Consider the following 20,069-nt stretch of genomic DNA (forward strand, 5'->3'; position numbering starts at 1 on the left):
GGATGGAGTGGTGCTGGCTGGTGGTAGTGGATGCCTCCGGAAACCGTTCCCGCCTGCACGATGAGCCCGTTCAGCTGCGCTGATCCCTCGATCCGGTTCACTGTCATGTCATCGCCCCGCGCTGGGTGTGGAGGGGGCCGCGGTGGCGAGAGCTGCATAGGCGAAGGAGAAGTCGGCAGGGGCCATCTGGCGGAATCGTCTGTCGGGCTGGAGCGCTGAGGGAGCGCGCCATTGCGCCGTGGGGACGATGCCAGGCGGCACGAGACTCCATGAACCCAGCAGCGCTTGGATCTGCTCCAACGACCGCGGCTGATAGGCGATCCCGGATGCGGCGTAGCACTCACCGAGGGCCTGCATCGTCTGCGGGGCCATATCCGTCGTGGCGTGGGTGATGGAGATGGCGCTGCCGACGGGGAGCCGTCTGCGCAGCGTAGTCATCACGGCATCCGCCGCCTCGAGGCTCATCCAGGGGAGGAGGTCGTGCGCCAGAACCGCGATCGGCTGGTCACGGTCGAAATAGTCGAGCCCGGGGCCAGCGAGCAGGTCGTCCATGTTGCGGACATCTGCCTCGACCGACCGGACATTCGAATCTTCTTCCAGGACCATGCGCGCGTGGGAGCAGACCATGGGATCGTCATCGACGTAGATGACACGCGTGTCATCGTGAACGCTGCTGGCTGCCTCGTGCGTGCGGGCCGGCGTATACCTCCCCCTCTCGTCCCGGTCGTACGTTGGCAGCCCGCAGCCCAGGTCCAGGAATTGGCGGATGCCGAGGTCCTGCGCCATCGTGATGACGGCGCGGGGCCCGTACTCCTTGTTCTCCCTCACCATCTGCGGCAGCCACGGAGCCTCTTGGAGCAGGAGTTCTGTGGCCGCCCGGTCGCAGGCATAGTTGTCGGTCTCCCCCACCAGGTGGTTCTCGATGCGAGCGACGTTGGGGGAGGTAAACCAGCCTGCGGGCAAGCCTTCCCGCTCTCCATGCATGGTCATCGTCGAGGCTCCTCAGCGACGCGGGTGTGGGTGGAGGTCGTCTCCGCAGGCACGCGCGAGGTGCTCTTGCCATGCTGGGTGGGGGGAGTGCAGGAATGCTCTCGAGCCGATGACGAGGGGAGGAGCCGAGTGTCCCGGTAGCCGTTGTGAAGTTCCAGGGCTCCCGACCCCGACCTCGCTGCGTGTGTATTGAGGCACGCCTGGGCACGCCGCGCCTCCCGAGGAGCGAGGGTGGTGGCGATTTCACCGGGGTCGATGAACTCGGCCTGCAACGAGCCGTGCAGTGCAGATTGCGGGAGCGCGGATGAGCTGGCGCCGTAGAGGTAGTGGACTTGGGCGGCGGCGTGCGACGGGTGATGGCACCAGTCGATGCACAGGAGCTTGTCGAGTAAGAGTGGCTGGTCGATCGCCTGGTGTGCGAAGCGTTGAGCGGCTCTTTGCGGGCCTTCTCCGGTAGCGGTGTCGAGGGGGCCACCCGGCAGTCTCCACGTGTCTGTTGTGCCATTTCGCACGATGAGGAGGCGGCCGTGAGGGTCCGTGATCACGGCGCTGCAGGAGATGGCTGCGGTGGCGTGTGGAGTCGCGCCGAGATAGGCAACGGTCCCCGCAGTGAGGGCCCGCAGGCCGGCGGCAGCTCGGTGCCGTGATGGTGATGGAAGCAGGAAGCGGACCCTGGCTGTGGGCAGGATCCGGACAGTGCCGCGGGCGTGCCGTTCGGCAGAGCGTGCCTGGTCCTGGGTGAGCGGGCTGGTGGCGAAGATGTGGGTGATGACGGAGCCGGTGGCACGGCCTGCTCTGTCGATGCCCAGCAGTCGTCCTGTCGGCAGGGCCAGGCCCAGGGGGCCCAGGGTGTCGCGCAGGATCCGCTCAGCCGCAGCCTCCGGGGCCTCGTGGCTGCGTGCCAGGCCGCCAGGCAGTTCCAGGTGGCCACGGGCATTGGTATCGGTGAGAAGCACGTGGTCTTGGGGAGCGGCTACCAGGATCGTCGTTGCGACCATGGGCTGAGGGGTGCGGAGTGGTCGCTTCATGAGCGTGCCCTGCTGGCCGGGCGGGAGGTGCGGAATTGCTCACGGTAGGCCCTGATGCTGTCGAGAGTGACCTGTGCGTGGCTCTCTCCGAGTGCGGCCGTGAGGTATCCGTCGTGGATGAGGCTGGAGACCACTCGGGGCTCCATGCCGAGCATGGTGGCGGCCTGAGGGAGGGGAATGGTCAGGGTTTCAAGGGATGAATTTGGCAGTGTCATGGGATCCATAGCCGTAGTGGTGGACAGGCGACGGGCGGGGACTTCCACCGGCCCGGGGCGAGCTGGGTGTGTAGGGAACTGCAGGTGGCGTGCTCAGAGCGCCGCGACGGCGCTACCGCTGGGGCCGGTTGACCCGTCGGCTGGCTGTGCGGGCGGTGTAGGAAAGTGCTGCGGCGCGCGCGAGGTGCAGCGCGGTCCGCCCGTCTTGTGCCGGATCGCCGAGAGCACGTCGGCCGTGCTCCTCCAGCAGGGCGTCCAGGACGGTATCCGCATTGAGCTCCTGATGGGGTAGGAGCCTGCGGTAGGCGGTAAGTGCGTGCCGGCGATCTGCCCAGCCGTCTGTGACCGCATCGCCGGCCCGTGCGCGCAGCGCCGCCCAGTCGCCGTTCGGGTCCAGGAGGCGAAGCGCCTCGTCTCGGACGGCACGGGGCAACGCCGGCACCGGGATCTTCGGCCGTGTGGCGAGGTGGCGCAGCCCCTCGTCCACGCCACCGAAGCCGGTCGCGATATCGAGCAGGTGTGCGGCGGTGATCACCTGGGGATCGACCGTGTGAGTGTGGGTGAGGTGCCGGGCGACTGCGTTCGAATCGGCTGCCGCGCAGCTTTCTGCGGCCTGCAGCAGGTCGCCACTCCCCCACCGCCCGACGTGGGGCCGGTAAGGGAGCAGTTCGAGATCGGTCAGTGCCCCAGTTGAGGTGAGATGCCCGGCCCATCGGCCGAGACGCTCGATCACTGGTCCTGGCTCCAGACCGTTGGAGAGTTGGAGGTACAGCTTCAGGCCGGGGGAAGGGTTCTGCGTGGGCCGGAACCACCACCGGAGATGCCCGAGTTCGGCGAGGAGAGCCGGCAGGTGGCTGGTGATCAGTTCCTGGCGCTCTTGCGTCGGGCAGTGCAGCTGAGCGCAGACGTAGGGGGAGGTGCCTGGCAGGTGGGTGGTGCGGCGTGCCATGGTGGCGCCGGTCAGTCGCGGCGCGGGGCGTGGCGGGGCTGCCCTTCGCATCAGTGTGGCGACCTCGTTGGGCCGGCCGTCGCACCAGCCGAAGGCGTCTTCGTCGGGTGCCTCGGTCAGGGTGATCGGCCCGAATTTCGGCCGCAGCGTCTGGTCACGCAGCAGAGCCAGGTGACCTGGGTGGTCAAGGTCGAGCCGCAGGCGCATGTCGTAGTACGTGAACTGGGCCAACGATGGAATGTCCAGGCGGTGACGTAGCTGCGTGAAGGCGTCTTCCCACTGGGCAGTTGAGGCATCTCGGCCAGGAAGGCCAGCCGGGTCCAGGTGCCAGGTCGCCGGGCTCAAGATGGTGCTGCCGTGACGCAGGCGAGGCAGAGCGGGCAGGCGGTCGGCGAGGCCCCAGTCGAAGGGCTGAACCTTACCGGTGGGGGCAGTGATACGCGCCACCTGCCCGCGTACGAGTTCGTCGAGGAAACGCGCAGTCCAGGGGGTCTGGTACTCGATCTGTACTGGTTGAGGGCTCGCCGCTTCTACGACCTGCCCGCGCGAGAGGGAAACCAGGTGGAGGTGCTGCCCGTCACAGAGGACGGCGAGATCGGACAGCGCAATGATGCCCGGCGCCGGGGCTCGGTGTTCCGACAGACTGATCAGGTTCGATGACAGCTGGGGACAGCGGGCGATATTGCTCGCCCTAGCCCGTAGAGCGGGAAAGCTCAGTTGGGCCGGCGCAGCACCTTCTACGCTGGTGGGCCGGTGGGCGAGCGCGGTGAGTAGAGCACTGGGGCGAGGGCCGCAGGCAAGCAGGCCAGCGAACCTGCCGCCCGTGAAGTACCCCTCGCCGCGGCCGACACCACGCACCGCGAGTTCGAAGTCCCCGGCGTCAAGCGCCTGCTGGGAGGGAGAGTGGATCTCGAAGAGAAGCTCCGCGTGCGGTGGCGCCTCCATTGCCGCGGGGTCACCGACCGAGAGCTGGACGACCGTCTCCTCATCCAGCTCGAGGTCCCGCCGCTCGATGACAGCTTGGTGGGCAAGCGCCAGCAGCAAGGTGTCTCGTGAGGCCGTCGGTCGAGGCGCGGGACGGGTGCCATGGAACCCGTCAGGGAGGCCGATTCCGCGTCCGACGTCAAGCAATTCGGGGAGCGGCACCAGCGTGTTGGGCCCGTAGCGATCCAGGAACCGCCTGCGGTAGTTCTGCCAGGCGGGTGCTCCGTACGGTTCCGGGCTGAGCCGGGCCAGCAGCGTGGTGGCCCGCTCAGCCTGTTGTGCCACGGAACCAGGAAGCGTCACTTGCCCGTCGAGGGCCACGTCGACCGAAACGGGCACGGGCGCCGGGTCCAGGGCGGCCATTCGCTCACGCAGCGTCATCCGGTGGGAGTCCCCTGATGCGGCCGGCTGCTGGTTGTGCGCGGCCATCATCCGGTGGATCTCGCGCAGCTCGTCGACAAGCTTGACGCTCTCCGCCCCCTGCTGGATGCCGGCCCGGTCCAGTTCGGTGACCAGGTAGCCCAGCGGGTCTGCTTCAGTCGCAGGCGCATGGAGGCTGCTGATCAGGACCCGGCGAGCGATGAGCTCGTCCAGAAGGCCGCGCGCCGCTGCCTGGTCGCTGTCACCGCGGGCCACCAGCTTGCCCAGCAGGTCCCGGTAGGGGATCGGAGCCTCCGCCGTCTCCATGACGGCCATGACCTGGGGAGTACGCCGGATGGATACTTCGCGGACCGCGGACGTCTGCTCCGCCGTCGTGCGGGCCTGCCACGGCACCACAAGCCACGCCCCACGAACGACGGCGATGTTGTTCGCCATCAGCATCAGGTGCTCGCGGATCTCGGGGACCTTCTCTAGGCGCGAGACGACGCCGGCCATCCAGGCGCCGTCGGCTTGCGCCACCGCCCTGTGTCCCTCTCGCCAGGTGACATCGGTTCGTGCGCCGAAGGAGCCCTCCGCGACCCCCGCGAACAGTCCCAGTGGGGTGGGGCGTTGGAGGCGCAGGCAGTAGGACGCCAGCGATAGCGCGACCTTCCGGGCTGTCTGTGCGTCGGGCGTGTCCGTGCGGGCGGTGAGTACGTCGAGTTCCCGGCCAAACGCCTGACTGGCCTGGCAAACCGCGTCGGCGACTTCCCGGACCTGCCACGTCCGCCGGATCCATTGGCACACAGCCCGCACACCCTGCGGTGAGCCATCATCAAAGTTTGGCCAGGACGGGACGGCCACGTCGGGGTGGTGCACAGCGCGGACCAAGAGCTCAGGGGCGCTGCGGTAGCGCAGGCTTCGGGTGGGACGGTGGAGGGCGGGCGACGGGGCCTGGGAGCCGTCATCAAAGAACATGGTCGCGGCGTCAGCGGTGCCTGGAGCGTCGATCTCTCGGATGTCCAGCGGGCCAACGGTGGTCTGGGTGGGGAAGTGGGTCACGATGCAGCTCCGATATGCGGGTGCTCGGTGGAGGGGCATGGGTCGCGCGCCTGCGCTCGGCTGTGTTTCAGGCGGACGCGTTCCTGTGGCTCTGGGACCTTGAGATCCACAGGACGTCAGGTGCCGAAAGCCACAGAGGAAAGTTGGATCGCGCTATCCACGAGGGCGACGTGGGTGAATGCCTGCGGGAAGTTGCCGACCTGCCGCTGGGCCTTGGGGTCCCACTCCTCCGCGAGCAGGCCCAGGTCGTTGCGGAGCGAGAGCAGCTTCTCGAAGAGCTTGCGGGCCTCGTCCCCCCGGCCGATCATCGCGAGATCGTCCGCGAGCCAGAACGAGCACGCCAGGAAGGCACCTTCCTCACCCTCCAGGCCGTCCACGCCGAGATCGTCCGCGCCGGACGTCGGGTAGCGCAGCACGAAGCCGTCCTCGGTGGACAGCTCCCGCTGGATCGCCTCGATCGTGCCGATGACGCGCTTGTCGTCCGGCGGCAGGAAGCCCATCTGCGGGATCAGCAGCAGCGAGGCGTCCAGCTCCTGGGAGCCGTAGGACTGGGTGAAGGTGTTGCGTTCCTTGTCGTAGCCGTTCTCGCAGACGTCCCGGTGGATGGTCTCGCGCAGGTCCTTCCAGCGCTCCAGCGGCCCGTCGACGTCCCCGGACTCGATCAGCTTGACCGTGCGGTCGACCGCGACCCAGGTCATGACCTTGGAGTGCACGAAGTGCCGGCGCGGGCCGCGGACCTCCCAGATCCCCTCGTCCGGCTCGTCCCAGTGCTTCTCCACCCACTGGATCAGCTTGAGCTGGAGCAGCGAGGCGTAGTCGTTGCGGGCCAGGCCCGTCATGTGCGCCAGGTGCAGCGCCTCGGTGACCTCGCCGTACACATCGAGCTGGAGCTGTCCGGCGGCGCCGTTGCCGACCCGCACCGGACGGGAATTCTCGTATCCGGGGAGCCAGTTGAGCTCGTTCTCGCCCAGTTCCCGCTCCCCGGCGATGCCGTACATGATCTGCAGGTTCTCCGGATCGCCGGCCACCGCCCGCAGCAGCCACTCCCGCCACGCCCGCGCCTCTTCGCGGTAGCCGGTGCGCAGCAGGGAGGACAGCGTGATCGCGGCATCCCGCAGCCACGTGAAGCGGTAGTCCCAGTTGCGTACGCCGCCGAGACACTCCGGCAGGGAGGTCGTCGGTGCCGCGACGATCCCGCCGGTCGGCGCGTACGTCAGCGCCTTGAGCGTGATCAGCGAGCGCACCACCGCATCGCGGTAGGGGCCGTGGTACGTGCAGTGCTCGACCCACTCGCGCCAGAACTCCTCGGTCGCCTCCAGCGACCCCTCCGGGTCCGCCACGGCCGGCGGCGGCTTGTGGGACGGCTCCCAGCTGATCGTGAACGCGATCCGCTCACCCGGCGAGACGGTGAAGTCGGAGAACGTCGTCAGATCCTTGCCGTACGTCTCCGCCGCGGTGTCCAGCCACACCGAATCGGGCCCGGCCACCGCCACCGTACGGTCGTCCACCTTGTGCACCCACGGCACGACCCAGCCGTAGGAGAACCGCATCCGCAGCTCGGAGCGCATCGGGACGCGGCCGCTCACGCCCTCCACGATGCGGATCAGCTGCGGCGCGCCATCACGGGGCGGCATGAAGTCGATCACCCGGACGGTACCGCGCGGGGTGTCCCACTCCGATTCCAGGACGAGCGAATCGCCCCGGTAACGCCGGCGGTCGGCCGGTGCGGGCCGCCCCCCGGGACCGTTGACCGGCCCCATCCGCCAGAATCCGTGCTCCTCCGTGCCCAGCAGCCCCGCAAAGACCGCCGGCGAGTCGAAGCGGGGCAGGCACAGCCAGTCCACCGTGCCGTCCCGGCACACTAGAGCGGCGGTCTGCATATCGCCGATAAGTGCGTAGTCCTCGATGTGGCCAGCCATGTATGTCCATTCAGCGTTGGGTGATGGGGATGGTGGTGCGGTTTCAGGTCATTCAGTGATGCGGTAGCGGCCGCCGAGGTGGAGAGATAGCTGGCGGCGTTCGCTGATCTCGGCCTCCCCCGCTGACGGCGTTCCTGGATTCGGGCTCGTGCCCACAGGGCCCGGAGGTGCCCTGCTGGTTCGGTGGCTCATGCTGTGGCTGCCTGACCGAGCGGATCGAAGCGCCGGATGGCGTCTTCGACGGCTACGGCACTGTCCTGCCGTCCCATGGCGCACTGCTCGGCCTCATCAAGTGCCATCTCCCACGGCGTCCCGGCCAGAGGCCCGGTGCGATAGGTGACGCCGGAGGTCTCGCAGGCATACAGCAGCTGGCCGTGCACATGGATTGCCTGGAATGCGCCTACCTGTGTGGTGAAGACCGGCAGCGCGGCGGCGTCGCCGAGCACTCGTAGTCGGAGTGCGCCACGGGTACCGAGGCGTAGCAGATGGCGCAGTTGCTCGGCTGTCGCCGTTGGGCCCACGGTTGGCCGTTTCAGTACGGCGTTGTCCAGGATGAGGGTGGTGGGCTGCCCTCCGTTCTGGCGGCGGTCACGCTCGATCGTCGGCTCCCAGCCAGAGCTTGTGGGGCGCGGTGCAATCGCAGCGGCGTAGGCGGGCGTCTGGAAGGCTCTGGGGATGATCGTGCTGCTGACGTAGCGCAGCTGGGTGGCTGCGCGTTCACACCATGCCAGGCGGTCGGTCCAGCCCGGCCCCATGTCCTTGAGCTCTACGCGTCCGAGTTTCTCGGGGGCAAGAAGCTGCAGCAGCCCTCGTGCACGCTTCTCGTCTACCCTCCAGTCGGCCAGGCGGTCAGCCAGGTCGGACGTTGTCGGAAGATCTCCGTACGCAGCCTCGACGGACGAGGAGACAGGGCTGTGGGTGGGCGGCCCCTGGTTGGACAGGACGGCTAACGCGATAGCGCCCACCAGTCGGGCCGGCGTCGGTGCGCCTTCCAGCGGCGCAGGGCGTGCGGGCAGTGGTCCCCTGACAACATAGGTGCCACGTCGGCCGCGGGTGAGCAGGTTCGCCGAGGCAAGCATCGTCAAAGCGTCGCTGGCCGTGGGGATGGTGGCGCCGAACTCCTCAGCGACCTCATGCACCATGATCCAGCTGCCGCGCGGGTGCGTGCCGTCCTCAATGCGGTCGCGCAACGTCTGTGCCGTCGCGTCGGCGCTCACTTCTCTGCCTCCGGGGCCCGCAAGACCTCGATAAGGCGGCGAACGGCTCCCGCCGGCAGCTTCCCCAGATAGACAGCCGCATCGTGCCCGCGGCCGCAGTCCGCGAGGTAACCGGCGTTCAACGCATGGCCTGTGGCCTGCTCGAAGGCGTGGTCAAGAAGACTGGCGATGTGCTCGCCACACTCTTCCTCGTGAGGGACAAGGTCCTCAGTCTGTGCCCCCAAGCGGGCGGCGATCGCCAGAGACAAGGGCATCGAGAGCAGCGTTCCGGGACGGAGCTCGTGGTCCGTGAGACGAATGCTTGCACAATGCGAAGCGTTGAATCCCAGCTCTGCGAAGGTCGCGCGCAGAGCAGTTTCGACTTCGTGCAGACCCTCGGGGTCTGCTGCTGCGCGGATGATTCGCACACCGGTATGAGCAGCGAGTTCCGGGTCGTCGCCGGCGTGGGTCACAACTCTCCAATGGGGCAAATTGGGAACAGAGGGCGAAGCTTGAGGCAGGGGGTAGTCCGACAGGCGCAAACGTGGTGATGTCGAATGGCGGCCCAGACATGCTTGGCACTGGAGCCGAATGCTGACGGATCGGTGTGCGGTATTCCTGAGCTGAAGCTGGTCAGGCCGACAACGCCAGTGACGAGGGGTCTGGCTGGGCCTGGTGGAGCCTCCGTACGAGCTGCCGGGCAACAGTCCGGTCGATCGCCGGCTCCGTCAGCTTCACGACCCGTGCCTCCAGCGCCTGAGGGGGGTCCGTCGACGTGTAGACGGTGCCGTAGTAGCCAATGATCTCGGAGGTCCGAACTCGCAGGGCGATGAAGCCCCGTTGCAATGCATCGCAGGCACGAACTGCTCGGTGCGCACACCGGAGGCAAATCGGCGGGTTGGCTGTCTCCACATCCTTCGGCCATACGGCGTTTGTGAGATCGGGTCCGACCGGGAGGAGCCACAACATGCCGGGCGGGGTGAAGCCCGTAGCCGTGACGTGGGGGTCCTGGATGTCGGGGTCCTCCGCGCACCCGCAGCAGCGCAATTGGTCCATTGCGTAGACCTGCCGGTGTGTCTGGTGTGCGCCCCAGTCGAGGTCACCAGTGCACGTTCCTCCCCAGCGCTGGAGCAAGACGTTGTCAGGGTCGCGATCCTCCGGCATCTCGTGGGGGCCGTAGGTCACGGCGAGGTTCCGGTCGAGGTGTACAGGCAGTTCGACAGGGTGCTCATCGCAGCCCGGCGCGATGAAGAGCCCCGGCTTCCGGGAGCTGACGCCGGTGGGACCCGCAGCTGGTGAAAAGGGCTGGCGGTGGTTGATGACGGATGGCAGGAACACGATGGCGATCCCTCGATACAAGACGGGGCAGGTGGCTGCGTGGAGCTGTGGCTGGGGCGCCAGTGCGGGTAGTGGCCAGCGACAAGCACCACCGCTACGGCGACCACAAACACGCCGACCTTGGCGACGAGGAGGGTCCGCGCGAAGCGGCTGGCTGGGCCTGTCACAGTTCGGCGAGTCCGCCATGGGCGGGAGCGTCGAGCGCGGCTTCAACGAGTCTGGCTTGATGTGGTTCGCAGAGCCGTTCCAGCATGTGACGTGTGACCCAGGCGTACGCGAACCGGCCGTCGGCGCATGGGGGAAGTGGGGTGTGTACGTCGTCGGTCATGGAGCCGCAGTCGATGACGATGGTGAGCGCCGCGGGCTGGCCAGGTTCGGTGGGCGGGATCTGCTGCTCTACGAGGTGCTGTGTGGCCGCTGCTTGGAGCCCGGTCTCCTCCTGGAGGGCTCGCTTGGCTCCGTGGGCGGGCGACTCGTGGTCGCCGAGTGCAACGGCGGGCAGCCGGAACCGAGGGCGGCCCGTGTGGTCGGCCGGGAGGGTCATGAGGACCGCGTCGTCGCGGCGCCGGCGGACCAGGGCGTTTGCGGTGCGGACAGCGGGAGCGTGTGATGTGGGCATGATTGTCTCCCCTGCGGGTGTGGACGGGGTGGGGCACGAATAGCTGGTCACTGGTCCCCCGCACTCAGGGATGTCAGTGGTGGGCCGGGGCGCGTCTGAGGCGGGGGTGCCGGCCCGGCTGTCGCGATTCGGGTGGACCACTGCGTCTTCGTCTCGCCGAGGGCTGTTTCGCCCAGGCGCAGCAGCTGGATGTCGGAGGTGCCGGCCGGGGCGAAGATGTGGTGGGCGTCGCGCAGGAAGCGCTCGATGGGCCGGTCGGTGAACAGCCCGCACGCGGCGTGGATGTCCATCGCGTCACGCGCCGACTCCAGCGCCGATTCCACGTTGACCAGCTTGGCGTTCATCAGCTCCGCGTCGCACGGCAGCCCCTGGTCCAGCAGGTGCACCGCGTGGTACGCGGACAGCCGGGCCAGCAGCAGCCGTGACTGGATGCGGCCGAGCTTGAGTTTGATGTTGCCGAGGTCCGCCAGCGGCTTGCCGTAGCGCTGCCGCTCGGCGCAGAAGTCCGTGGTCTCGTCCAGCACCGCCTGGTGGATGCCCAGCGACACGGCGGTGAGGTTCGGCCGGCCGTACAGCACGCTGGAGGAGTAGGCGACCGACAGCCCGTCGCCCTCGCGGCCCAGCAGATTCGCGGCGGGGACGCGGCAGTCGTCGAAGAACAGCTCGCCGAAGCTGAAGCCGTGCAGCCCCATGGCGGGCTGCTGCGGCCCGACCCGGAAGCCGGGCCGGTCGGACTCGACGAGGAACGCCGACAAGCCCCTGGACCCCTCGCCGGTGCGGACGACCACGCCGTGCAGATCGCCGACGTGGCTGTTGCCGACGTAGATCTTGCGGCCGTTGAGGACGTAGTCGTCGCCGTCGCGGACCGCGGTGGACGTCATGCCCAGCACATGGCCGCCGGACTGCGGTTCGGTGACCGCGATGGTCGGCAGGCACTCCCCGGCGGCTATCGCCGGCAGCCAGGTCTTCTTCTGCTCCTCGCTGCCGAAGTGGACGATCTTCGCCACGCCCAGCTGCGACGCCTGCACCATGGCGCCCATCGCCGCGCTCACCCGGGAGAGTTCCTCGATGATCAGCGTCTTGGCGACATGGCCCGCGCCCATTCCGCCGTAAGCGCGGTCCACGGTCGCGCCTATCCACCCCTGCCGCGCGATCAGGCGCGAGAGGCCGTGTTCTGTAGCCCGGTACCTTTCCATGCGCGGGACGAGCGGAGCGATCTCGGTCTGAGCGAACGCCCGTAGTGTGCGCCTTAGTTGGTGATGCGCCTTGGTCATGAACAGCTCGGACATTCGGGTCACCTAGTCGAGCGGGGCTGCACGCTGGCAGCGCGGGACGGATCGCTTCCGAAGCACGCCGTGATCGGCGTGAGCCGACGAAGGGGCCAGGGGCGATGGGTCGGACGATTCCGGCGTTGTGGTGGCTGCTGTCCTCCCCGGCGCGCCGGTCCCAGCGGGGTGGGTTGCGGAGCGGAGCGCCGGGGAGGACAGTTCGGTCCTGCCCATTTCGGGGGATTGCGAGGGCAGGACCTGCGCTGCCCTCACGGGTGGGCAGCGCCTCGGTGCCGCGCGAAGCGGCTGGCTTTATGGGACCTACGGTTCCGGCGGTCTGGCGCCTGAGCCCGGTGGGTCCTTGCGTGGGCTGATTCTCCTTCGCGGCCCGAAGTGGATCAGGGCCGCGAAGGCCCCAATGAGCAGGGTGGTGACGATCGCCCGTGTCATGTGTTCAGCGCCTCCCCGAAAGTCACCTCGAGCGGGTCGTCGATCCGAAGAGCTCCGGTCTCGTGACCGCGCAGTACCGCGTGTTGCTCGTTCTTGGCGACCAGCCGTGTGAGGAGCAGGACGTTGAGCTCACGCGCGTCATTGACTGGCAGAGGTGCAATGCCGGCGTACATGTCCAACGACAGACCGCAGGCATAGGCGCGCAGCAGGTCCAACTGCCAGTATGGCAGGGCGATGTCGGCCGAACGGGTGACTGGGATGAGTCCCTGGGCGATGGCGAGGTGCACGGTCTGCGTCCATCGTGTTCCTGTACCGCCGTTGAGATCTCGGCCCAGAGCAGCGAGAGCTCGGCGGGCCTCCATCGAGGTGAGGTAGAGGCCACGGGCGGTCAGGGTGCGTTCATCTCCGCCGTGTGCCAGCTCCTGAACTGTTTCAAGGGCGTGCCTACTCACGGTCAGGCGTGGAAGCGCGGTCACTGCGCCCACCTCCACGGCTTCCCCTGGTCGTGCCGAGGGTGGCCGAGGCAGGCTCGTGGCTCGCGCGCAACCGGCGCTTCCAGCGCCGGTGCCTGGTCGAGCCGAACCGCGACAGCACCGCGGTGCAGGGTGCGTTCTACGGTCGTTCGCGCGCTGGAGACGGTAAGGCGGCGATCTTCGGTCAGCGTGGTGTTCACCGTTCGACTCCCACCAAATCCAGCAGGTCGGATGCCGTCAGGGCGCAGCGACGCAGGTAGCCGATCGCGGCAGCCGATTCCTGCGACGGGGGCTTCCGGCCCAGCTGCGCGACTCGGCGCAGCCGCCCCGCCGAGGGGGCTGCAACTGGCGAGGAGGGTTCGTCCAGGACCCGTTGGGCGTTGCGCAGGGCCTGCCTCATGTCGTCGCCGGGGAATTCCTCGGTGAGGAGTGCAGGGACGGCCGTCAGCTTCTCCAGAAGCTCAGTGCAGCGCTGGGTAAGCCGGTGTAGTTCGGTGACCTCGAGGGTGACGTGGCGTGCGGCGTGCAGGCCCAGGACTTCCTCGAGGAGGCCGTAGGTCTCCTCCGCCTGAGCGACCGTCTCGCAGATTTCCCATTGCACCAGGCGGTCCAGGACTCGTTGGACCACACCAAGGTCCGGGCCTGGTGTTGTGCGTCCCACCGCGGGCCTGGCAGAGGGCGTCCTGCGAGGCAGACCGGGCGGATTGGCTGGGACTGCGGGCTGGTCGAGCGCGGCGGTAGCGGTCACGGAGATCTCCATAGGGGCGGGGAGTTGACGGCGGTCGTTACGAACGGCCGTGCAACTGGAGCGCGCGTTCCAGGCCGGGACGCAGGTTCTGGGCGTCCGCCAGCTCGATGGGAGCGGGCGTCGTGGCGCACCAGGGGGGCGTGTCCCACCGCACGCCAGGCGTCGGCGGCAGCGTGATACGGCCGGCCGGGCCGGAGACGACCGATACGGCGTCGAGCCCTTGCAGGCGTAGCGCGGCTCCTGGCTGGACGAGGAAGGTCACGCTCTTCCCGTCCCGGAAGCTGGGGATGCGCGGCACCTGGGAGTAGTGGCGATCAAGCCAGATGAGCGCATCGCACCCCGCAGCGTACGGGAGGTTCACAGCGTCGAACGTATCCGCGCACAGCGTCTCAATGACGGTGTGCGGCTGTTCACTCAGCAGGTGCGCAGCATGGTCAGCGCTGAGGGATGCGCCTTCGGCCAGCAGAGGCCAACCGAGCAGATCCATGTAGGCGTGGACCAGAGCTGAGCCGTCCCTCGTTCGCGGAGGCCAGACGGATGTCGTCATCGTGTTCTCCAGGAGCTGTGTAGCGCCTCGTCGACGGCGCGAAGGGATCGAGCGGATTTGCCTCTCTGCGGGGGCCGTTGGGTAATACGGTGCACATTGAGCGAACCGCTTCACAGGGCTCGCGGGTACCCCGAGGGGAGCCCGGATGCGGATAACGCTGATAAAGATCGTTTCGGGGACAGGGGCGCAATCGTGGCGCGTGCACGCAACCTCCAGTTGGAGGCCGTCATCCGCGAGCTCGGCTGGTCGCAGGACCAAGTCGCCGCTCACTACCGGCGCACAGCCGCCGAGAACCCGACCAACCCAACGAGCACGGTGTCGCGTGTGCACATCAACGCTTGGGTCCGCGGTAGCCGCCCCAAGGAGCCCGTGCCGTCTACCTTGTGCGAGACGTTCTCCCGAGCGCTGAGGCGAGTCGTCACGCTGGCCGACATCGGGATGGCTCCCGATGGAACGGACGTGACGGCACCGCCAGGATGGGACGTCGACACAGTGACCGCGCTGGTGGACCTTGGGAGCAAGGACTTGGACATGGACCGACGGCAGATGCTGGTCAGCACGGCCTACTCCGCAGCAGGACTCGCGCTGCCTCCAGATCAGTGGTGGGAGCAGCGTCTGAAGCAGGCGCAGGCCCGCCGACCAGGAATGGAGCGCACCGTCACGTCCTACGACGTCGAGGGCATCCGCGAGATGACGACCTTTTTCAGTCAACGCGACCAACGCCGCGGCGGCCGAGCCGGCCGCATCGCCCTCATCGCCTACCGCACTGAGGTGGCTGAGTGCCTGCGTGGACGGGCAGTCTCCGAAGCTGTCCGCCGAGACCTTTACGCCGCCGCCGGCGAATTCGTCTACCTTGCTGGCTGGACCGCGTTCGATGCGAATGAACACCCGCTTGCGCAGCAGTACTTCCGGCTGGCGACACAGCTGGCCGCTGAGGCCAACGACGGCCCGCTTGCCGGCCACATCCTGCGGGCCATGGCTCATCAGGCGGTTGATCTCCACCAGCCGGCCCACGCCCTTGAATTCTCCGAAGCCTCCATGGCCCGGCGCCGATACACCGAAGCTACCCCTCGCGAGAGGGCGCTGCTTGGGGTCGTCCACGCGCGCAGCCTCGCCGCCGCCGGACGGAAAAGGGATGCGGGGCTCGCCCTGCGCCGCGCGGAGGACGACCTGCGCAATGCCGGCACCGGGACAGAGGAGCCGGACAGGGTCTTCTTCTTCGGCGAAGCCAGCCTTGCCCACGAGACGGCGTGCGCCCTGCGGGACATGGGCCATCTCGAACGCGCCGAGGAACAGTTCCACCGCAGCGTCCGCACACGGCTCGCCCAGCCCTTCGCCAGGACGCATGTGGTCACCTTGGGATACCTCGGAAGCGTCCAGGCCCGTCGCGGGCATCTCGACGAAGCGATCGCGACCTGGACCAAAGCCCTGGACTCGATGGACGGTGTGCAGTCGGGCCGGGCGCGGGAGGCCGTGGTGCAGATGCGTCGGTCGCTCTCCCCCGTCCGAGGGCGCGGCGGAAGCGCTGCGGCCGATTTGGACGAGCGGGCTCGTGACGTACTGCGGCGCGTAGGCTAACCGCGCCATGCCATGAAGGCTCCGGCGCAGGGCCCGACAGGGTGGCTGCGCCGGGTGAGATTGGGGATTGCGATGACGGACAGGGCTGAACCGCAGCGGATCGAGGTCGAGACGATCGCCACGGTAGTCGGAGGGCACCTCACTCCGGCCGACGACTACCAGGGTGGCGTCGAGTCGATCATCCGCCTGCACGAAAAGTACGGGCCACAAACTCTGGCAGGGCTGGAGGGCTTCTCCCACCTCGTGGCTACCTGGCATTTTCATCTTGCCTCGCCGTCCGACGTTGCCTGGCACCTGCGCAGCCCCCGCGGCAATCCCGCGTGGCCGCAGACGGGCATGCACGCCCATCGCAATCACCGCAGGACGAACCAACTGGCCATCTCGTACCCGAGGCTGCTGAAGATCGAGGGCCTCGACCTGCACGTCACAGACCTCGACGCTGTCGACGGCACCCCCTTGATCGACCTGGGACCGTGGTACCCGGCCATGGCCCCCCGCGGAGAGGTGTTCGCCCCGGAGTACGTCGCCGAGATGCTGGCAAACTACTGGAAGGACGCTGGGGAACGCGGCTAATGCCTCCCTCATGCTGAGTCCTCCCCCGATGGTTCCAAGTCGTCGTAAGAAGCCAGCCATCCAGCACTCTTAGGGTCGCCGTCTGCCTGACAGGGACGCACCCACGCTTTGTCCTTGTCATAGACACCGGGGCCAACCACCACCTGGACCTCACAGCCCCTGGTGGTGTCATGTGCGAATTGATTGGGCTTCGGCCGCCATCCCTCGCGGTTCGGCTCCCCAGCCATCACTGCACCCCTCGCCCCGTGCCAGGCGCGTTCACCGTCCGCCGGTGTAAGTGGCGCCTCCTCACGGGTGAATGCCGTTCCAGCCCAGCATGCTGCTTTCGAACAGGGAACTGGGTCTCGAACTGACCGAATTCAGATGCCAGGCCCACTTGGGGGTTCGAGGCGTGTCTCGTGAACTTCGAGGTTTGAGGCATTGCCGATCCTCGTCGTCGATGTGGGGCAGGAGTCACGCAGAGCAGTCACTCAGAGTGCAACTTCCGCATGTCTTCTGTAGCGACGTTGCGAGTATGGCAGGGGAATCTTCTCTGCGTAAAGCGCGTCTGAGAAATTTTCGCAAGAACCCTCTTCGCCGTACGGCCGGCCAAGGCGCAGCTATCGTCAACTCGACACGACGCGCGATGATGACCTCTTCACAGGCCGCCAGCTCGGCCGCAAGTCCCCTACGAAGGAGCACAGATGGCAGCCACAGACGAAAGATCGGTAGCCCTGTGCCGCATCCTGCTGGGTCTGCGACTTCGCCGACTCAGGGAAGAGCGGGGCCAGAAGGCGTCCGCAGTGGCGAAGCAGTTCGGTTGGTCGACAGCGCGAATGACCCGACTCGAGACGAAAATGACCGCCGTCGAAGTCGGTGACGTCCGCCTGCTCTGCGACCACTACGAGGCACCACGCGAACTACGTGACGAGCTTGAGAACTACGCCCTCATCACCAAGACCAAGAAGGGCTGGTGGGAGAGCAAGCCGTTCAAAGAGACCGTTCCTGCCTGGTTCTCGGCATGCCTCGGCCTGGAGGCTGCCGCGAAGCAAATTTGCATCTACCAGTCTGAGTTCGTGCCTGGCTTGGTCCAAGACCTTGGCTATGCGCTGGCGATCCTCGGCCTCTCTGACGCCGACGACGGGACGGTCGAACGTCACGCGGAGGTCAGGGCGAAACGACAGAGCATTTTGACGCAAGCACAGTTCGCTCCGCAGGTGACGATGATCCTCAACGAGGCGGTCATCCGACGGCCAGTGGGCGGGCCAGAGGCCATGCGGCAGCAACTCGATCGGCTGTTGGCACTGGCGGAACAACCCAACATCACCATTCTCATCTTGCCGTTCTCTGTCGGGGCTCACCCCGCAATGAACGGTCCCTTCACCATCTGGAACTTCGATGACGAGACGTTGGGAAGCCTGGCGTACTTGGAGAACCTCGTCGATGGAGGTGTTCTCTCGGACCCCGAACTCGTTGCCCCGTTCATCGACACGTTCGGAAAACTTGAGACGCTGGCGGCAACTGAGGAAGAGTCCCTAACCATGATCCGTTCTGCGGCGGCCATCCTATGAGGCGCGCCTGCCGAAGCTGTAGGACAAGGACCCGCCGGCTTGGCCGGCTGAGCGTACAGCGAGGGCACGCGCTTACCGCCAACGCTCCCGCTCCCCACCTAGGTCCTGCCGAAGCTCTGCGGGACACTTGAGAGCAACGCCCAACGCAAGCAGTGGCGTCCACCTTCCGGTGGGCCACCACCATGCGCATATCAGACAAGGAGATTCTTCGTTGAAGGAAGAGCGAAAGTGGCATAAGAGCAGCTATAGCGGGCAAAATGGGGGAGATTGCATTGAATGCGCCATTCCCTCTGAAGCGGTAGTGCTCGTACGAGACTCCAAAGACGCCCGCGGGCCGCGCCTTACCTTCCCCGCTCAGGAATGGTCGAACTTTGTGAACGCCGCCGTGGAAGGCTCGTTCACGCCCGTCACATGAGGCATTGACGCGGAGACGTCCACCTGGGGTCTCGCAACAGCCGAGAGCGTCCCTCCTCAACCACAGTGAGGAGGGACGCTTCGTCGTTCTACTCTCCCCTTCCACGACGCGCGTGGCAACCACTCATCTCTGCAGGCGTGTTCAGTGAGCTGCGACCTCACAGTGATTTGTGACCCTGAGGGCGCGAGCAGGCGAAGGGAGTTAGCCGGGAACGGCTGGCCTCTTACCTAGCCGCGCGGCTTCATACCGTGTATCCATATTTAAGCACGTATGAGGCAGTGTCCAGCATCGTCTCTTCGACGCCGATCGGGCCCCGATCGTCGTATGCAGTCCGGTACAGCCTGAGGACGAATCGGCCGACAGGGATCGACAGAAGGTCCACATCTTCACCCGTCGGCATCTGGCTTCGTGCTTCGACCTGGATGGCTGCGGGGTGCTGGTCCAGGTTCCTCAGCGTGACGACCATGTCGTTGGAAACGGCCTGATTGAGCTTCGCCCGCTGCGCGTCGGTCAGGAGCCTACGCGGCAAGAATGTGCGGACGTATCTGACTGGCCTGCCCTCCACGGAGAAGCGGGCCGCTAGGCGTACGACTTTGTCGGCTCCGGCTTCGAGCCTCAACACCCTGGCAACGCGCTGTGGCGGCTTCACCTCATCGACGGTTACACGGTCGATATCAAGCGACTGCGCATCATCTGTCTCCCAGATGCCGCCGCCTCCCCAGTGACCACCCATCTCCCCTGGGAGAACTGGGAACTGGAGGGAAGGCAGCTCTTGGCGATACACCCCGGATCCGCGACGCCCCTCCAGATAGCCCTCTACCTTGAGCAGTTCCACCGCACGGTTGATAGTGGCCGCGCTGGTCTTGTACTCAGCGGCTAGAACGTCCTCAGCCTCAAGGCGTTCGCCGGGTTGAAGGCCACCCGAGTCGATGGCCGTGCGGATTTGGTCAGCAATGCGCACGTGCTTGGGCTGCATAGGTGCCGGCGCGTCTGTCATGAATCTCCCTCTGATTCTCCTTAGCCACCCGATCGTACGGGTGGCCGTCCCTATGGGCCCTCTACTCCACGCTTCCCAGGGACGTCAGGGGCCTCAAGACTCAAAGTTCCCTAGGGAACTTGCGTAGTTCCCTAGGGAACTTGCAGAGTTCCCTAGGGAACTACTTGATCTCCCTAGGGAACTCTGCTTCACTTGATCCATACCAACAGGGCATCGCAGAGATCCTGTTCGGCGACAAGGCGCTGGCTCTGCCTCGTTTTCACGTACCTCCGTCACTCGATGACGGCTCGGGACGTGGCTACGAGGGACCGGCCAGGACCGAATCCCCACCTCGCGACCGCGCAATGGGCGCACATGCACCCGCCGCTTGCGCACTCAGGTGGACAAACCGCCCTGAAACCTCCCCCGAGGGGGCCGAGGGAAGCGGCCGCACTTTGAAATCTCCACAGCGTGATCCACTGCCGCACGACGACCGTGACCAACCGGTCGAGGCGGTGGAGAACAGCCGGCCGAGAAAGGGCTCCACGCCCACAACGCATCGCGCAACCGGCTCAAAAGAACGACGCGGCACACCTTTCACCGCCGTACCGCCCAAGGACTGGCCTCCCCGGCGTAGCGGTCCGCGTCTAGATGAGGTCAACGCGCGCTGGAAACGCGCATCCGGTTCACCAGTAACCGCGGTCGTGGACGCCCGCACACCGTGGCGAGCGCCCACGGCCGCGGCCACTGGCACCACCACCCCCGCCCGCTACCCGCACCTCCAGGTGACGAGGCAGCCGGGGGCTTATCCGAACTGCCCGCCGAGCCGGG

General features: G+C 67.0%; 18 protein-coding genes. 4 read left to right on the forward strand and 14 right to left on the reverse strand.

Annotation, left to right across the window (positions count from 1 at the left end; genetic code table 11):
• Window positions 1-108: 108 nt before the first annotated feature.
• The 13 genes from ACF088_RS18170 to ACF088_RS18230 all read right to left on the reverse strand — a co-directional run bounded on the left by ACF088_RS18170 (window position 109) and on the right by ACF088_RS18230 (window position 14,086).
• Window positions 109-990: an SAM-dependent methyltransferase gene (locus ACF088_RS18170; RefSeq protein WP_392376769.1), complete on the reverse strand. Its 882-nt coding sequence runs from the start codon at window positions 988-990 to the stop codon at window positions 109-111.
• The gene (locus ACF088_RS18175; RefSeq protein WP_392376770.1) at window positions 987-1,988 is read right to left on the reverse strand and encodes an NUDIX domain-containing protein; all 1,002 of its coding nucleotides are present in this window, start codon (window positions 1,986-1,988) and stop codon (window positions 987-989) included. Before ACF088_RS18175 ends, ACF088_RS18170 begins: the two co-directional genes overlap by 4 nt.
• Window positions 1,989-2,014: 26 nt before the next feature.
• On the reverse strand, window positions 2,015-2,164 hold the full coding sequence (locus tag ACF088_RS18180) for a hypothetical protein (RefSeq protein WP_392376771.1): 150 nt from the start codon (window positions 2,162-2,164) through the stop codon (window positions 2,015-2,017).
• A 181-nt stretch (window positions 2,165-2,345) separates the two neighbouring features.
• On the reverse strand, window positions 2,346-5,588 hold the full coding sequence (locus tag ACF088_RS18185; protein ID WP_392376772.1) for a lantibiotic dehydratase: 3,243 nt from the start codon (window positions 5,586-5,588) through the stop codon (window positions 2,346-2,348).
• Between the two features lie 116 nt (window positions 5,589-5,704).
• Complete coding sequence (locus ACF088_RS18190) at window positions 5,705-7,507, reverse strand: glycoside hydrolase family 15 protein (protein ID WP_392376773.1); 1,803 nt, start codon at window positions 7,505-7,507, stop codon at window positions 5,705-5,707.
• A gap of 188 nt (window positions 7,508-7,695) precedes the next feature.
• Window positions 7,696-8,724: a Scr1 family TA system antitoxin-like transcriptional regulator gene (locus ACF088_RS18195; RefSeq protein WP_392376774.1), complete on the reverse strand. Its 1,029-nt coding sequence runs from the start codon at window positions 8,722-8,724 to the stop codon at window positions 7,696-7,698.
• Entirely contained in the window at window positions 8,721-9,176 is a 456-nt protein-coding gene (locus tag ACF088_RS18200; protein ID WP_392376775.1) for a hypothetical protein, read from the reverse strand. The genes ACF088_RS18195 and ACF088_RS18200 overlap by 4 nt, the downstream gene beginning before the upstream one ends.
• Before the next feature lie 160 nt (window positions 9,177-9,336).
• On the reverse strand, window positions 9,337-10,041 hold the full coding sequence (locus tag ACF088_RS18205; protein ID WP_392376776.1) for a hypothetical protein: 705 nt from the start codon (window positions 10,039-10,041) through the stop codon (window positions 9,337-9,339).
• Window positions 10,042-10,204: 163 nt separating this feature from the next.
• Window positions 10,205-10,660 carry an NUDIX domain-containing protein gene (locus ACF088_RS18210; RefSeq protein ID WP_392376777.1) on the reverse strand — a complete coding sequence of 152 codons (456 nt, stop codon included), beginning with the start codon at window positions 10,658-10,660 and terminating at the stop codon, window positions 10,205-10,207.
• A gap of 47 nt (window positions 10,661-10,707) precedes the next feature.
• Window positions 10,708-11,949 (reverse strand): acyl-CoA dehydrogenase family protein, encoded by a 1,242-nt coding sequence (locus ACF088_RS18215; RefSeq protein WP_392376778.1) that lies wholly within the window; start codon window positions 11,947-11,949, stop codon window positions 10,708-10,710.
• 425 nt (window positions 11,950-12,374) lie between these two features.
• Window positions 12,375-12,854, reverse strand: coding sequence for a hypothetical protein (locus ACF088_RS18220; protein WP_392376779.1), 480 nt, complete (start codon window positions 12,852-12,854; stop codon window positions 12,375-12,377).
• A 193-nt stretch (window positions 12,855-13,047) separates the two neighbouring features.
• The gene (locus ACF088_RS18225; protein WP_392376780.1) at window positions 13,048-13,479 is read right to left on the reverse strand and encodes a hypothetical protein; all 432 of its coding nucleotides are present in this window, start codon (window positions 13,477-13,479) and stop codon (window positions 13,048-13,050) included.
• A 157-nt stretch (window positions 13,480-13,636) separates the two neighbouring features.
• Entirely contained in the window at window positions 13,637-14,086 is a 450-nt protein-coding gene (locus ACF088_RS18230; RefSeq protein ID WP_392376781.1) for a hypothetical protein, read from the reverse strand.
• 252 nt (window positions 14,087-14,338) lie between these two features.
• Between ACF088_RS18230 and ACF088_RS18235 the strand changes: the two genes are divergently transcribed.
• The 4 genes from ACF088_RS18235 (at window position 14,339) to ACF088_RS18250 (ending at window position 18,262) form a co-directional block, all read left to right on the forward strand.
• Window positions 14,339-15,724, forward strand: a complete 1,386-nt coding sequence (locus ACF088_RS18235) for a Tat pathway signal protein (RefSeq protein ID WP_392376782.1) — start codon at window positions 14,339-14,341, stop codon at window positions 15,722-15,724.
• Between the two features lie 72 nt (window positions 15,725-15,796).
• The gene (locus ACF088_RS18240) at window positions 15,797-16,297 is read left to right on the forward strand and encodes a TrmO family methyltransferase (protein ID WP_392376783.1); all 501 of its coding nucleotides are present in this window, start codon (window positions 15,797-15,799) and stop codon (window positions 16,295-16,297) included.
• 683 nt (window positions 16,298-16,980) lie between these two features.
• Window positions 16,981-17,847, forward strand: a complete 867-nt coding sequence (locus ACF088_RS18245) for a DUF5753 domain-containing protein (protein WP_392376784.1) — start codon at window positions 16,981-16,983, stop codon at window positions 17,845-17,847.
• Between the two features lie 169 nt (window positions 17,848-18,016).
• Entirely contained in the window at window positions 18,017-18,262 is a 246-nt protein-coding gene (locus tag ACF088_RS18250; protein WP_392376785.1) for a DUF397 domain-containing protein, read from the forward strand.
• A gap of 241 nt (window positions 18,263-18,503) precedes the next feature.
• Here ACF088_RS18250 and ACF088_RS18255 read toward each other — a convergent pair whose 3' ends face one another.
• Window positions 18,504-19,259, reverse strand: coding sequence for a GntR family transcriptional regulator (locus tag ACF088_RS18255; RefSeq protein ID WP_392376786.1), 756 nt, complete (start codon window positions 19,257-19,259; stop codon window positions 18,504-18,506).
• Window positions 19,260-20,069 lie beyond the last annotated feature (810 nt).

The sequence above is a fragment of the Streptomyces sp. NPDC015125 genome (genome assembly GCF_043080045.1).
GTDB lineage: Bacteria > Actinomycetota > Actinomycetes > Streptomycetales > Streptomycetaceae > Streptomyces.

What these genes read in the sequence shown, in the direction of transcription:
- ACF088_RS18215 (WP_392376778.1), bottom strand. Translation starts at nt 11,949, where the DNA reads ATGTCCGAGCTGTTCATGACCAAGGCGCATCACCAACTAAGGCGCACA.
- ACF088_RS18245 (WP_392376784.1), top strand. Translation starts at nt 16,981, where the DNA reads ATGGCAGCCACAGACGAAAGATCGGTAGCCCTGTGCCGCATCCTGCTG.
- ACF088_RS18190 (WP_392376773.1), bottom strand. Translation starts at nt 7,507, where the DNA reads ATGGCTGGCCACATCGAGGACTACGCACTTATCGGCGATATGCAGACC.
- ACF088_RS18175 (WP_392376770.1), bottom strand. Translation starts at nt 1,988, where the DNA reads ATGGTCGCAACGACGATCCTGGTAGCCGCTCCCCAAGACCACGTGCTT.
- ACF088_RS18210 (WP_392376777.1), bottom strand. Translation starts at nt 10,660, where the DNA reads ATGCCCACATCACACGCTCCCGCTGTCCGCACCGCAAACGCCCTGGTC.
- ACF088_RS18240 (WP_392376783.1), top strand. Translation starts at nt 15,797, where the DNA reads ATGACGGACAGGGCTGAACCGCAGCGGATCGAGGTCGAGACGATCGCC.
- ACF088_RS18230 (WP_392376781.1), bottom strand. Translation starts at nt 14,086, where the DNA reads ATGGATCTGCTCGGTTGGCCTCTGCTGGCCGAAGGCGCATCCCTCAGC.
- ACF088_RS18170 (WP_392376769.1), bottom strand. Translation starts at nt 990, where the DNA reads ATGACCATGCATGGAGAGCGGGAAGGCTTGCCCGCAGGCTGGTTTACC.
- ACF088_RS18255 (WP_392376786.1), bottom strand. Translation starts at nt 19,259, where the DNA reads ATGACAGACGCGCCGGCACCTATGCAGCCCAAGCACGTGCGCATTGCT.
- ACF088_RS18180 (WP_392376771.1), bottom strand. Translation starts at nt 2,164, where the DNA reads ATGGAGCCCCGAGTGGTCTCCAGCCTCATCCACGACGGATACCTCACG.